Genomic DNA, 14,329 nt, shown 5'->3' with positions numbered 1-14,329 from the left:
TTTTATTACTCATTACTCGCCGTTTTCACATCTGTTGTCTTGATATCTGTTCCGAGTCTCTGCAGATAAGCGATCATCGCCACAATTTCCCGCTGCTCCAGAGGAACAAACTGATTTCCTTTAGTGGCTTTTTCCTTTTCAATCTGTTCTTTAATATCAGTAGCTTCCGCATAAATTCTCTTTACAATACCCGCAGCTTGGCCGTCTGCCCAAACATTGGCCGAATCGATCTGAGCTTTAGTATAAGGAACCTCAAATGATTTTTTCATCAGTTCCATTTTGCTGAGCATCTGGGAACGGTCCAGTTTATTCGTGATCAGCCATGGAAAACGGGGCATGATGGAACCGGGAGACGTAGACCGCGGATTATACATATGTTTCAGGTGCCATGAATCCGGATTCCGGGCTCCTTCCCGGTGCAGATCCGGTCCGGTTCTCTTGGAACCCCAGAGAAAAGGATGATCATAAACGAATTCTCCTGCTTTGGAATACTGCCCGTTCTTCCCTTCAAACCTTACAATTTCATCCCGGAAAGGCCTGATCATCTGCGAATGGCAGGCATTACAGCCTTCACGGATATACAGATCGCGGCCCTCAAGTTCCAGAGGCGAATAAGGTTTAACCGCTGAAATAGTCGGAACATTTTTCTTGATGGTCATGGTGGGAATAATTTCCGCAGCTCCTCCCACAGATAATGTGAAAAATGCACCTATCGTAAGGATGACAGGTTTTCTTTCAATCCATAAGTGAATGCCTTCTCCTGCTTTTCTTCCGCTTATTCTGGCCAATGCCGGAGCTTCTGCAGAAACCTCTCTCTGAAAAGAGCCCTGTCTGATGGTTTTAAAAATATTGACGACCATCAGCAATCCGCCGCTGAGATAAAAAATACCTCCGAGAAAACGCATTTTATAATAAGGAATCACTGCAGTTACTGTATCCAGCCAGTTTTTATACATTAAAGTGCCGTCAGGATTAAACTGTTTCCACATTAATCCCTGGGTAAATCCAGAAATATACATCGGAACCACATAGAATAAAACCCCAAGGGTGCCCAGCCAGAAATGCCAGTTGGCGAGTTTTACAGACCATAAATTCGTCCGCCACATAATAGGAACCAGATAATACACAATACCGAATGCCATAAACCCGTTCCAGCCCAAAGCTCCCAGATGTACGTGCCCGATCACCCAATCGGTATAATGACCTATTTTATTTAAGGTTTTAGTGGCTAAAAGCGGTCCTTCGAAAGTCGCCATACCGTAACAGGTGACGGCAACCACAAAAAATTTCAGTACAGGATTGTCTCTAACCTTTTCCCACGCACCTCTTAATGTTAATAATCCATTCAGCATGCCTCCCCATGACGGAGCAATAAGCATAATGGAGAAACCTGTTGCCAGAGCCTGGGTCCATCCCGGAATAGCCGTATAATGTAAGTGATGCGGTCCGGCCCAGAGATACACGAAAATGAGTGACCAGAAATGAATGATGGACAGCTTATAAGAAAAAACTGGTCTGTTGGCCGCTTTCGGAAGGAAGTAATACATCATACCGAGAATTGGAGTGGTCAAAATAAATGCTACCGCATTATGCCCGTACCACCATTGAATCAAAGCATCCTTAACCCCGGAATATAATGAATACGATTTCCAGAAATCAAGCGGAACCTCAAGATTGTTAACAATGTACAGTAATGCCACTCCAAGCCATGTGGCAATATAAAACCAAATTGCAACATACAAATGCCGTACTCTTCTTTTGGCTATGGTCCCGAACATATTGATCCCGAAAACAATCCATGAAAAGGTAAGCAGAATATCCAAAGGCCATTCATGTTCCGCATACTCCTTGGACGTATTGAAACCCATAGCAAAAGTAATCCAGCTTGCAACGACCATCAGCTGCCATGTCCAGAAATGAATCCAGGAAAGAGTGGCATTGTACATCGGTGCTTTTAACAGCCTTGGAAGACTGTAATACGTGGCGCAGAAAAAAGAATTACACACGAAAGCAAAGATCACGGTGTTCGTATGCATCATCCTGATCCTCCCAAATCCCAGTATTCCCTGTGAATTCACCAATCCCTGAATACCGCTTTGCTTCAGGCTCCGGATCGTCATATCATCCGTTCCAAACAGAAATTCCGGCAGTTCAGGATAAAAAAGCATCAGGGCAGTGGTAAGCCCCAAGACAAATCCTGCAATCCCAAACGCAACAGTGGCGTACAGAAAAGCACGCACGATATTATTGTCATAACTAAATTTTTGTATCTCCATTGTATAATATCAATTTTTAATGTGCTGGTTAATTTTCAGAGTGATGATCCGGGAGGAAAGAATAAAGGAATAAGGCCTTTGACCTTATTCCATATCGGGTTGTTTTTTCATTTCATAACCTTCAAAACTGCAAACGGTCTCCCACGGCAGGTTTAAAGCTCTCGCAACTCCTTTTCCATAGTGAGGATCTGCTTTGTAACAGTTTCTGATATGACGGATCTGGATAAACTGCTGTGCACCGCCCACGGCATCGGCAGTATTCTGGAATAACAGCTCTTTCTGTGCATCGGACATCAGTCTGAACAGGTTTCCGGGCTGGCTGAAATAGTCATCGTCTTCACGGTGATCCCAATGGGCCGCATTTCCGGATAAAGCCAGAGGCGGTTCCTCAAAAGAGCGCTGCTCCTGCCATTGGCTGAAACTGTTGGGCTCGTAAGCAATTTTACTTCCGTAATTTCCATCGGTTCGCATCGCTCCATCGCGGTGATAGGCCATATACGGACATTTTGGAGCATTCACCGGGATCTGGTGGTGATTGACACCTAAACGGTAACGCTGCGTATCTCCGTATGAAAACAAACGGCCCTGCAGCATTTTATCAGGGGAAAAACCAATTCCGGGAATGATCGTGGCAGGATTGAAGGCAGCCTGTTCCACCTCAGCAAAATAATTGTCAGGATTCCGGTTAAGCGTAAATTCTCCCACGGGAATCATCGGATAATCTCCGTGAGGCCATACTTTCGTTAAATCAAAAGGATTGATAGGATAAGTGTCCGCATCAGCTTCTTCCATGATTTGAACATACATTTTCCATGACGGGAAATTACCTTCTTCAATGTTCCGGTATAAATCCCTCTGGTGGCTTTCCCTGTCTTCAGCGATAATTTGTTTAGCTTCGGTATTCGTAAGATTTTCTATTCCCTGCTGGGTCTTGAAATGGAATTTAACCCAGAACCGTTTTTGTTCTGCATTAATAAAACTGTAGGTATGACTTCCAAAACCGTCCATATGGCGGTAAGACTTTGGCAGACCTCGGTCGCTCATGGTGATGGTGACCTGGTGAAGGGATTCGGGGAGAAGCGTCCAGAAATCCCAGTTATTGTCCGCACTTCTCATATTGGTGCGGGGATCTCTTTTTACGGCATGATTCAGATCAGGAAATTTTAGAGGGTCGCGCAGGAAAAAAACCGGGGTGTTATTTCCTACGAGATCCCAGTTTCCTTCCTCGGTGTAAAATTTCAGGGCAAAACCTCTGATATCTCTTTCCGCATCGGCAGCTCCTCTTTCCCCTGCGACTGTTGAAAAGCGGATAAATAAAGGGGTTTCTTTACCTATCTCTGCAAAAATTCCTGCTTTTGTGTATTGGGTAATATCATGAGTCACTTTAAAGACTCCGTAAGCTCCGGAACCTTTCGCATGCATCCTGCGTTCCGGGATAACTTCACGGTCAAAGTGGGCCATTTTCTCTAAAAACCATATGTCCTGCAGCAATGCCGGCCCGCGGCTTCCGGCTGTTAAAATATTTTGATTATCAGACACCGGGGCTCCGGTTCTGTTAGTGAGCTTGTTTTTTTCCATCTGAAAAGCTTTTTAATTTGATGTAAAGCTAGCCACTTCAGGATTTTTTACTCTCATCCAGATTCATCAAAAAAGTGTGGTCCAATAACCTCTGAGAATATAGAAAGGATTAGATTAAAAGGCAGGAAGCTGGAAGCTAGAGGCTGGAAGTTACTATCGGACAATAATATTAAACAATTGCTTTTAAATTTATTGAAGCGGATTCGATAAAACAAAAAACAGCAGAAATATTAAAATTTCTACTGCTTCTTTTATTGTTTCTACTACTGTACTGTTTTTTCAGTATTTATAGTAAACTTTATTTTCCGCCGCCGCTGTTTTTCTCAACATCGGTTTTGGTGTTTGCTTTTACTTTCTGGTTTCCGAAACGCTTTACGAACGAAAGTGAAAATCCGTACCAGTCCGACCTCATCGAAGATCTTACGGTACCCGCTTCGCTATAGGTTGTATTGTCGAAAATAGGTCTGCTGAAAATATTCATCAGCTGCAGACTCACTTCCATCTGTGTTTTCGGGAATATTTTGGTAGCAGAGAGGTTATGGAAGACGTTTGTTTTATTGGCCAGTGAGTTTCCGTTGTTCTGGTTAGAGACTTCCACCCATGCGCTCAGATTAATGTTTTTGTTAAAAAGATTCGTATAGGAGAGATTGGCTGAAGCTCCCATATAGCTGATGTAGTTTTGACTCTTAATCTTGTTCACTTCGTTGAAGTCATGGTTATCGATATAATACCATCCGACTCCTACATTCACGTTCAGTTTGTTTTTAAGGAAAGTCTGATTGGTATTGGCAAAAAGGTAATATTTCTGCACTTTTCCATTCAGGTTGGCAGGGAGGGTAACCATTTTATTGCCTTCTTCCACAAAAGAAGTCCAGTAATCCCTGTCCGTATACATATACCTTGCAGAAAGGAAATACTTTTTCTTGAATCCGAATTTCATATAAAGTCTGTGGCTCGGGTTCGGGTCCAGTTCCATATTTCCGCGGGAGAAGGTTCCGTCGTTGGTAGGGACAAGGAAAGGATTGAATTCCGCATACCAAGGACGCCATAGATTACGGTTATACGTAAAACTCAGGTCATACTTTTCCGAGAAAGAATATTTCAGCAATAAATTGGGAAGCAAAGTTCCGTAAGAATCTTTTCTTTCCGTTCCGGCCACATCTTCCCTCATTTTGTAATCGATATGTTCATAACGCACCCCGATCCTTGTTTCCAGTTTCCCGAAGAAGGTTTTGCTGTAGTTGGCATACAGGGAATTGATATTGTCTTCATAATGAAAAACATCGTGAGGACGCAGGTTATCAGCATTATTTCCGGAAAGTGTATTCGGGATCACGTTATTGTTGAAATCCATTTTTCCGCCCACTTCGAAACTTCCGCCTTTTCCAAGCGGCTGGGTGTAATCTACTTTTATATAATAGTTCCGGGTCTGCTCGTGGGAATCTATTCCCAATTGATTGATTATCCCTGTGTTGGGATAGGTTTTTAAAAATAAATTCTGATTGTTCTGGGAATTGTAATTGGAGCCCAGGTTGATATCCAGAATCCTGTTTTTCTCCTTGTCATAATACTTGTAAAAAGCATTCGTTCCCAGTGTACGGTAACGGCCGTTGATATCCTGATCCTGATGATAGGCATCGAAGTATTCCCCATTTTTGGTTCTGCTGAAATCGGCATCAGAATAGGAATTGTTTTTACTCTGATAATATTCCAGGATAAGACCTATCGTGTTTTTATCATTCAGCTCATATTCGGAAGTGGAAGACAGGGAAGGGCTTTTACCATAGCCGAGCGTTTCATTGCTGGCATTGGTGACATCATTATCTTTATACAGACTGTTTACACTGGTATTTCTCTGGAAATAGGTATTGTCACTGTAGCTTCCGATCAGGGTCTGTGTGAAATTCTTCTTATGATAATTAAGGTTGAGGTTGGTATACTGCGAGTTTTTGGTATTCTGTCTGTTATTAAAGGTGACACTGCCTTTAATTCCCTCATCGTCTCTCTTTTTCAGCACGATATTGATCACGGATCCGGCCGTTTCATAACGGGATGACGGGCTGGTGATGACCTCAATTTTCATCAGGTTGTCCGCAGGAATCGTTTTCAGATATTCCTTTAATTCCTTACCGGTGAATACAGATTTTCTGTCATTAATATAAACCGTCACCGATTCTCCTTCAGCTTTTATGGCATCATTGTTATCAATGCTCACCAGAGGCGTCATTCTTAAAACATCCCAGGTGGTATTTCCGGCGAGGATAGAGCTGTTGGATACATTAAAAACGGTTCGGTCAACCTTTGATTCTACCGTGGGTTTCCTTGCTGTAATAGTAACCCCTTCTATTTGGTTTTCTTTCTGCTTAATCGTGTCGTTTTTAGCCTGTGCGAGGACTAAAGACCCTAATAATAAAGCAATTGAAGATATAATTATTTTCATTCAAAATGATATTTCACTAATAAGACACTTATTCTTGCAACTTTGTTACATCAAATTCAAAAAATAAATAAAACTTAATAAAGAGCTATATGTATAAATCTTGTTGGCAACCCACAAAATGATGGAAATCCACTATTTTTCGATGTAGATAATCCCACTAATTTTGCTGGCATATTGAGTCAGAAGATCTGCTGTAAATCAATAATTTATAATGCCAGTTCTTTTCCTCTAAAAAAAAAACACAGCTAAAAAAGAACAGATTGGATAGCCAAGTCTGTTTTCTTGATAGAAAAAAAATTATGAAAAAAAATATATTTTCTGTACTCATCATAAACTACAGTGGTTTAGGATGTTCACAAATAGGGATTGGATTGATGCATCCTAATATTTCAGAAATTCAGAAAACGATCAGCTGATGTAAAAAGCAACGGATCACATTCAATAAAACTACTGTTTCTAATTATAAAAAAATAACCTTGACCTTATTATTTCATGAGTTTCGACAAGTACATTATTAATTAAAAAATCAAATTTAACAACGATGGAAAAAATGGCTTATGTAATGTTGCTATTCAGTTCTTTTTGTTTTTCGCAGGTAGGTGTTAACACAAAAAGTCCGGATCTTTCAAGCAATTTAACGGTTTCAGCGACCAATCAGGATAACCGTTTTAAAGGGACTTTGCTGAGTCCCATGACTACTAATCAAATCAATTCTATTCAACAGCCTGCAAAAGGACTGCTGACGTACGATATAGAAAGAAAATGTCTGAAGGTAAATGTAGGAAAACCGGAAATTCCCGACTGGAAATGTTTAAAAACTAAAATGAACTGAAATGATGAAGATAACTTTTAATTTAACGATACTTTTTCTAATTATTTGTGGAACTGTACAAGGACAAGTCGGTATTGGGATTGATACCCCTGATCCATCCTCCAACCTACATGTTGCCCCCACAAACTCTGCTAAAGAATATAAAGGAACATTGCTGGGAACCATGACGTCATCCGAAAGGGACATGATATCACAACCTGCCTCAGGACTGATTATTTTTAATATTACGGATAACTGTTTACAGATTAATGAAGGAACACCTGATCTTCCTAAATGGAAATGTCTGCTGAATGAAGATGACTCTGTTTTCTCTGAAATGACTACCGCATTGTATAAACCCATTTATCCGGGATTACCCGGAGCTTCTTCTCTGGCGTCGAATGGAAGCCCTCCGACCTATTCAAATTCTGATGCCAAATTATATGGAAAGCTTACCCAAAACGGATCGTTTGCTCAAAATGACCTTTTCAGAATAGAAGTAGGCTACAGAACTGGAGATACATTCACATCTATTCTGTATAATAAGTCAGGGGGGAGTTTAAGCTTTTCATTCAATACCAATGCTTATCATAATCCGGAAACATCGTCAAAAACCCTCGCAAATAACCAGGGATTCTATATAGACGGAGATTATATTACGTATTACAGAGAAGCGCAGAACATCTATGTAACTGTGACAAGCGGTGTTCATGCAGGAAGAAAATTTCTGGTCGGGTTGAATATATTTAAACTGGATAGTACAGATATAGCAATGGGGGGGAATGGTTCCGGAAAGCAAAACCAAGCTATGCTGACATATATTTATGAATTTAAATAATAATTCTGAACATTGATATAGTATAGAAAGATACAGAACCCCAAAACAACCAAATGGTTGAGAAAATATAAAAGTAAAGTTAGTCGTACCAACATTAGAGAATAAAGTATATTCAACTTAACACATGAAGAAAGCAGGGCCTGACTACAAAAATATATAACGATATACTTATACAGAAATATCCAGATAAGAGGAAAGAATGTGGAAGTATTCTGAAAAAAAATCATTGTCTATATTATTGAACTATTTGTAGTGAAAATGCTGCTGAAAATCAACAGTTCCGGTCTTACAATGAATATGTTGTTGCTTATATTGGATGATCAGAAAAAACACAAAATTAATAATACCCAGCTGGCAGTTCACTTTAAAATGAACCGGAATACGATATCAAAATGGAAGAAAGATTTTTGTTGTTAATAATATTACTTCTGTTTCAGGCATGTTTTTGTATAATGATTTATATAGAAAAAATAAGATGGATATGTATTTCAGGCAGAAATGATAGAGATGTTAATGATGTTTCTACGATTTCAGAGTTTTTCCTGGATATACAGCTTACTTATATGTAAGTAGAATAGGTCTTATCTTTAGTGGTTTGTGGCGAAGAGGTTGTCTTTATAGACAGCCTCTTTTTTGTCAGCTAGCTATTATTTTATATCTGGAAGATAAATCTAATCCTTATATTTATTCTTATAATCCGGTTTTTATCATTAAGACATGGAATAAAAACAACAGAATGAATTTAAAGAAACAGATGGGACAGTTTCCCAATGAAAAAAGAAAAACCTATTTCAGTACGCTGGACAATTATACCAACGGGAAATTTCAGAATATACTTCCTACACCGGCTCTTCTGGAAGGAGAAAGTATGACCAAACTGCTTTTTCAGACCTTATGCAAAATAGAAAATGTAAGCCCGAAGCAGCCGCTTCCATTTGTCACAACAGATCTGAAAAAGCTTGCATCTGATGAAAATGTATTGGTGTGGTTTGGGCATAGCTCGTATTTTATTCAGATTGAGGGTAAAAAGTTTCTGGTAGATCCTGTTTTCAGCGGGAATGCTTCTCCAATGCCGGGTTCCATAAAAGCATTTGCCGGGTCAGATCATTACAAGCCGGAAGATATGCCGGATATTGATTTTCTTCTCATCTCGCATGATCATTGGGATCATCTGGATTATTCTACCGTTCAGACTTTGAAGGATAAAGTGGGAAAAGTGATCTGCGGATTGGGTACCGGACAGCATTTTGAATATTGGGGCTGGGATCCGGAAAAAATTATAGAAAAAAACTGGTGGGAAAGCGTTGACTTAGCCGTTGGTTTTACAATTACTCTTACGCCGGCAAGACATTTTTCAGGACGGCTGCTCAACAGGAACATTTCATTGTGGACTTCCTTTGTATTGGAAACACCATCCAAAAAACTGTTTCTTGGCGGCGACAGCGGTTATGGAAACCATTTTACAGAGATTGGTGAAAAATACGGACCGTTTGATCTTGCTGTGATGGAATGCGGTCAGTACAATGAGAAATGGCCTTACATTCACAGCTTGCCGGAGCAGATTATTCAGGAAGTAAAAGAACTGAAAGCCAAAAACTTTATCCCGGTTCATAACTCAAAGTTCAAGCTGGCACAGCATCCGTGGTTTGAGCCGTTGGAGCTTGTTACAAAATATGCGGAAGAAAATGATATTCCCGCTACACTTCCTATGATTGGAGAAAAAGCAGATCTCGATCAGCTGGGAGCGGTCTCATGGAAAAAATGGTGGCAGGAACTGATGTGATTACGCTTTATTTAAGATCATTTGTTCAGCAGAATATCTCAAGAAAAATATTGTAAAAGCCAGCTCGATATGAGCTGGTTTTACATTCATCAACAACTAACTAAAAAACACCTATGGTTCCTGATGAGCCACTTTGGTATGTATAATATCGTAATAAAAAGAAGGGTTTCCTGCGTTAGGAATTATTCTGTAGGTAAATTCTGAACTATTTAAAGTAAGAATATCAACAACCCGTGTGAACAGTACATTTCCATTCGCATCCAGCGCAGTAATCGTTCTTTTCTTTCCGTCCGCAGAAATTGACCATGTTCCCTGTGATCTCAGAACATTATTCAGTCCATAAATCGTGTAAGTTCCGTTGGCTTTAAAATAGGAGTATCCCACAAATCCGGCTACACTGGCATCTGTTAAAGCTACCGGATTACCGTTCTGGTCTTTGGCTCCGGTTGTTTCCCAGGGCGTGGAAGCCAGGGTAATCTGTCCGTTGCCTGGTTCCGCATGAGCTGTTTTTTTATGGATAATATCATAGTAAATTGACGGGTCAGTGGGGTTGGTGCGGATTCTGTACGTGAATTCATTACCGTTCAGCACAAGAATGTCTACCACACGGCTGAAAATTGAAGTACCGTCGGGATTAAGTGCCGTGATGGTTCTTGTTTTTCCTTCAGGATCTACGGACCATGTTCCTCTGGATCTTAATGCATCATTGAGATTGTAGATCGCAAAATTTCCGTCAGCCTTGAAATAGGCAAAACCCACAAATCCTGCCACATTCGGATCTGTCAGAGCCATCGGATTTCCATTGTTATCCCTGGCTGCTGTAGTTTCCCATGGAGTAGAAGAAAGAATTTGTGAGGGAGTGGGCTGGTCCATTACGATATCATCATTATCGATGCATGATACAGCCGTTGTGAGCAGAAATACTGCTGCAAACAGATAACATAATTTTTTGAAGGTATTCATAATTGATATTTTTATTCACTGCAAACATATCCCTTATGAAAATCAAAACGTTGTATGAAATATCTCTTTTGTTGTAAAATGTATAACTCCTCATTTCAGATGTTGATAAATTAACCTGAATTCGGGGTAAGAAGTTAAGACTAAAAGGCAGGAGCTGGAAGAGAGAAGCTGGAAGTTACTAATAGACCATAATATTAAACAGCCACCTTTAAATTTATTGAAACGGATTAAAGAAACTAATAAAAACCATAGTGTATTTCTACCTTTGGACTTCAATAACTTCCCTCTTCCGGCTTCAAACTTCCCGACCTTATTATACAAACGAAAATGTCTTATCCCGAACTCAGATTAGATTACAAATAACGAAGCATTAAAAATCACTGCCGGTAATTATTTCCGCTTAAAAAACTATTTTTGAATATGAATAACAGAAACCGCGGAAAAAATACAGAAGATGACGGGTTGAATCACTGTGGAAAATGGTTTAATCTTATCGGTTATCTGATCCAGGAAGAAAAGTTGGACGTCAATCTTATAAAAATGTTTGAAAATGGACCTGTTTAAACTGTACATACCCCTATTCTCGGATTCATGGAAAGAAAAATATAAATCAATCCTTGCCGAAGAACATCTGCAGATCATTGAAAATAATTTCCTGAAATTCCAGAATAATAATCCGGATTGGGAACTTCCATATTTTAATGAAGAAATTAAAACAGACCGGAAAGAAAGTTTTCACCTGTTTATCAATATATTTCAAAGCATTGAACCCGATGAGGTGAAAGTATTACAGTTAGAAAGAATTCCTTTTGAGCACTGGCTAAATATTCTGGGACAGCGTCTCACTTCCGCCAGTATCCGGGATGAAAATGCTGTTCCTCCTTTGAAAAATAAACTGCTCGATGCCTGCTGTAAACCCTTTAACAGCGAAATAACCATGGCACAGAGAGCCTGGGAAAAACATAGCGGAAGGATGGATGATGCGTTCTGGGGCGAGATCAGAGGAAATAATCAGCAGAAGCAGGAAAAAGTCATGGAAAAAATCAACGATATTTTGGAGAACAGAACCTGGTGGAATGTTTTCTATCATTATAAACATGAGCTTGTTTTTGAAGTCAGAGAAAAGGAAGGACATGGTATTCGCTGGAGCCACGGCGGGGAAAATCTGATTGGTTTTCTTGAAAAATTTATTAATGAATAATGAGGAAATTTTTGATTGCGTAAAAAGATTGCGTACCAACCGGATACTTTTGCCAACTTAAATGACAAACCAAAAAACAAATGAATACATACATTGATATTGGCATTAATCTGACCAATAAACAGTTCTATAATGAACACGAAGAAATCATCAACCGCGCCCTGGATAATGGGGTAGAGCAAATGGTCCTCACCGGGACAAGTGTACGCGGAAGCAGGGAATCTGCCGGGATTGCAGAAGATTATCCTGAAATTTTATTTTCAACGGCGGGAATTCATCCGCACGATGCAAAATCTTTTAATCAACAAAGTATCCCGGAGCTCAGGAATCTTCTGAAACTGGATCATGTGATTTCAGTAGGTGAATGCGGCCTGGATTTCGACAGGGATTTTTCTCCAAGACCCATTCAGGAAAAATGTTACAAAGCTCAGCTGGAACTGGCTGTTGAGGTAGATAAACCTCTTTTCCTTCATGAAAGATCAGCATTCAAAAGATTTAATGAGATCACGGATGAATACCTGTCTGAATTACCGGAAGCGGTCGTACACTGCTTTACCGGAACACTGGATGAAGCCAGAATATATCTTGATAAGGGATTTTATCTGGGGTTTACGGGAGCAATCAGTGATCATAACAGGTTTAAACACCTGGAAGATGTTATCAGATACACTCCGCTGGACCGGATGATGATAGAAACAGATGCCCCTTTCATGCTGCCGAAGAATATGCCGAGAATGCAGAACCGCCGCAATGAACCGTCTTTCCTGCCTTATGTAGCCCAAACCATTGCCCATTTAAAGAGGATCAGTATTTCCGAGGTCGCAGATGAAACTACGGAAACCGCTAGAAAATTTTTCAGACTATAAAAAAGAGCTCTACTAATAAAGTAAAGCTCTTTTTTTTGCCTTTTTGTCCTTTTACTATTAAAGACTTTTCAACGCCGATTCCAAAGCCAGTTCCATCATGGGTTTAAGGGCTTTTTCTCTTTCGTCGGCAGAAATTTTTTCGTGAGTAGGAATAATATCGGTTACTGTAAGGATGGTAGCTGCATTTTTTCCTAAATGCTGGGCATTCGCGAATAATCCGAAAGCTTCCATTTCTACAGCCGGACAGTTGTATTTTGTAGCAATAGCAGGAATGTTCTGATCTTTTCTGTAGAAAATATCACTGCTGTGTACATTGATCGCTTTTGCAGCCAAAGAAAGCTCCTGAGCAGTTTCATTAATTGTTCCAAAGATATTTCCCTGATGAGAAAGGATCTCGTCTTCAATTTCCCACGCATATTTTGCGTACGTACTTTCACTTGCCGCATTTTCAATATTTAAAATATCAAAAAGCTTAAGATCTGTGGTATAAGCTCCACACGTTCCGATTCTGATGATGGTATCTACTTCATATTTTGTAAATAATTCAAAAGAATAGATCCCGATGCTCGGAAAGCCCATTCCGCTGGCGCCTACAGTAATTTCCTTACCTTTGTAAAGACCTGTATAATAAAAGATTCCTCTTGTTTTGCTTACCAGTTTAGCATTTTCCAAATAATTTTCAGCAATATATTGTGCACGAAGCGGATCCCCCGGCTGCAATACTACTTTAGCAATTTCTCCTTTTTTTGCACTGATGTGAATACTCATAATGTTATTTTGAAGGGACAAAGATAGCAACTTTTAGATTGAAATATTCAAAGCTTTGTGCCTCAATCTACTAAGTTAAATGATAAACCTCATAGGTTTCCAAAACCTATGAGGTTTAATATCCATAAGCAGAATAATAATCTGTGATATCTGCTCAATCTGCATGAGAATGTACATACGCTGCTCATTACTGCAAATACAGCATCAAAAAGGAACAACACAGAAGAAGTATTTCCGGTCTCTCCTTACTATTTTAGCAGGATTAAAAGAGATTCAACAATGAAAATTGAGCACATTGCGATCTGGGTAAAAGACCTGGAAAAGATCAGGGAATTCTATCAGAAATATTTTGGAGCTGTTTCCAATGAGAAATACCATAATCCGGTAAAAAACTTCCAGTCTTATTTTTTAAGTTTTGATAACGGCTGCCGTCTTGAGATCATGAATAAACCTGACATTCAGGAAAGCGGAAACTCTTACGACTCCCAGCAATTCGGGATTATCCATCTGGCTTTTTCCACGGGAAGCAAAGAAAAAGTGGATGAACTGACGGAAATTTTAAGAAAAGACGGCTACACCATTGCAGGAGAACCCCGAACAACCGGTGACGGATATTATGAAAGCGTCATTCTGGATCCTGAAAATAATATTATTGAAATAACGGATTGATTTTTATTTTGAAAAATTATTTGGGCAGGTTTTGGGTTTTTGGGGGGGGGGGGGGGGGGGGGGGGGGGGGGGGGGGGGGGGGGGGGGGGGGGGGGGGGGGGGGGGGGGGTGGGGGGGGGGGGGGGGGGCAGGAGGC

General features: G+C 40.1%; 12 protein-coding genes. 7 read left to right on the top strand and 5 right to left on the bottom strand.

What is annotated here, in order from left to right; translation table 11 throughout:
• Window positions 1-5: 5 nt before the first annotated feature.
• From ccoN to JET18_RS20655, 3 genes are all read right to left on the bottom strand, one after another.
• A complete protein-coding gene (ccoN, locus tag JET18_RS20665; RefSeq protein WP_202094395.1) occupies window positions 6-2,276 on the bottom strand; it encodes a cytochrome-c oxidase, cbb3-type subunit I in 2,271 nt (756 codons plus the stop codon).
• Window positions 2,277-2,360: 84 nt separating this feature from the next.
• Window positions 2,361-3,854: a catalase gene (locus tag JET18_RS20660; protein ID WP_202094394.1), complete on the bottom strand. Its 1,494-nt coding sequence runs from the start codon at window positions 3,852-3,854 to the stop codon at window positions 2,361-2,363.
• A 298-nt stretch (window positions 3,855-4,152) separates the two neighbouring features.
• Window positions 4,153-6,294 carry a TonB-dependent receptor domain-containing protein gene (locus JET18_RS20655; protein WP_202094393.1) on the bottom strand — a complete coding sequence of 714 codons (2,142 nt, stop codon included), beginning with the start codon at window positions 6,292-6,294 and terminating at the stop codon, window positions 4,153-4,155.
• Between the two features lie 541 nt (window positions 6,295-6,835).
• Between JET18_RS20655 and JET18_RS20650 the strand changes: the two genes are divergently transcribed.
• From JET18_RS20650 to JET18_RS20640, 3 genes are all read left to right on the top strand, one after another.
• Entirely contained in the window at window positions 6,836-7,126 is a 291-nt protein-coding gene (locus JET18_RS20650) for a hypothetical protein (protein WP_202094391.1), read from the top strand.
• Between the two features lies 1 nt (window position 7,127).
• The gene (locus JET18_RS20645) at window positions 7,128-7,943 is read left to right on the top strand and encodes a hypothetical protein (protein WP_202094389.1); all 816 of its coding nucleotides are present in this window, start codon (window positions 7,128-7,130) and stop codon (window positions 7,941-7,943) included.
• 736 nt (window positions 7,944-8,679) lie between these two features.
• Window positions 8,680-9,726: an MBL fold metallo-hydrolase gene (locus tag JET18_RS20640; protein WP_202094387.1), complete on the top strand. Its 1,047-nt coding sequence runs from the start codon at window positions 8,680-8,682 to the stop codon at window positions 9,724-9,726.
• 111 nt (window positions 9,727-9,837) lie between these two features.
• On the opposite strand, the gene JET18_RS21920 is transcribed toward JET18_RS20640, so the two are convergent.
• Window positions 9,838-10,689, bottom strand: a complete 852-nt coding sequence (locus JET18_RS21920; protein ID WP_228728613.1) for a DUF4822 domain-containing protein — start codon at window positions 10,687-10,689, stop codon at window positions 9,838-9,840.
• A 420-nt stretch (window positions 10,690-11,109) separates the two neighbouring features.
• Here JET18_RS21920 and JET18_RS20630 point away from each other — a divergent pair, with 420 nt between their 5' ends.
• The 3 genes from JET18_RS20630 (at window position 11,110) to JET18_RS20620 (ending at window position 12,756) form a co-directional block, all read left to right on the top strand.
• Window positions 11,110-11,253: a hypothetical protein gene (locus tag JET18_RS20630; protein ID WP_202094607.1), complete on the top strand. Its 144-nt coding sequence runs from the start codon at window positions 11,110-11,112 to the stop codon at window positions 11,251-11,253.
• Entirely contained in the window at window positions 11,240-11,890 is a 651-nt protein-coding gene (locus JET18_RS20625) for a hypothetical protein (protein ID WP_202094385.1), read from the top strand. Before JET18_RS20630 ends, JET18_RS20625 begins: the two co-directional genes overlap by 14 nt.
• Before the next feature lie 80 nt (window positions 11,891-11,970).
• Window positions 11,971-12,756 (top strand): TatD family hydrolase, encoded by a 786-nt coding sequence (locus JET18_RS20620; RefSeq protein WP_202094383.1) that lies wholly within the window; start codon window positions 11,971-11,973, stop codon window positions 12,754-12,756.
• A gap of 57 nt (window positions 12,757-12,813) precedes the next feature.
• Here the strand turns inward: JET18_RS20620 and deoD are convergent, their stop codons facing one another.
• The gene (gene deoD, locus JET18_RS20615; RefSeq protein WP_202094381.1) at window positions 12,814-13,524 is read right to left on the bottom strand and encodes a purine-nucleoside phosphorylase; all 711 of its coding nucleotides are present in this window, start codon (window positions 13,522-13,524) and stop codon (window positions 12,814-12,816) included.
• A 279-nt stretch (window positions 13,525-13,803) separates the two neighbouring features.
• Between deoD and JET18_RS20610 the strand changes: the two genes are divergently transcribed.
• Entirely contained in the window at window positions 13,804-14,193 is a 390-nt protein-coding gene (locus JET18_RS20610) for a VOC family protein (protein WP_202094380.1), read from the top strand.
• Window positions 14,194-14,329: the final 136 nt, after the last annotated feature.

The organism is Chryseobacterium endalhagicum, from assembly GCF_016745235.1.
GTDB classification, from domain to species: Bacteria; Bacteroidota; Bacteroidia; order Flavobacteriales; family Weeksellaceae; genus Chryseobacterium; species Chryseobacterium endalhagicum.
This window is presented reverse-complemented; position numbering and strand designations above follow the sequence as displayed.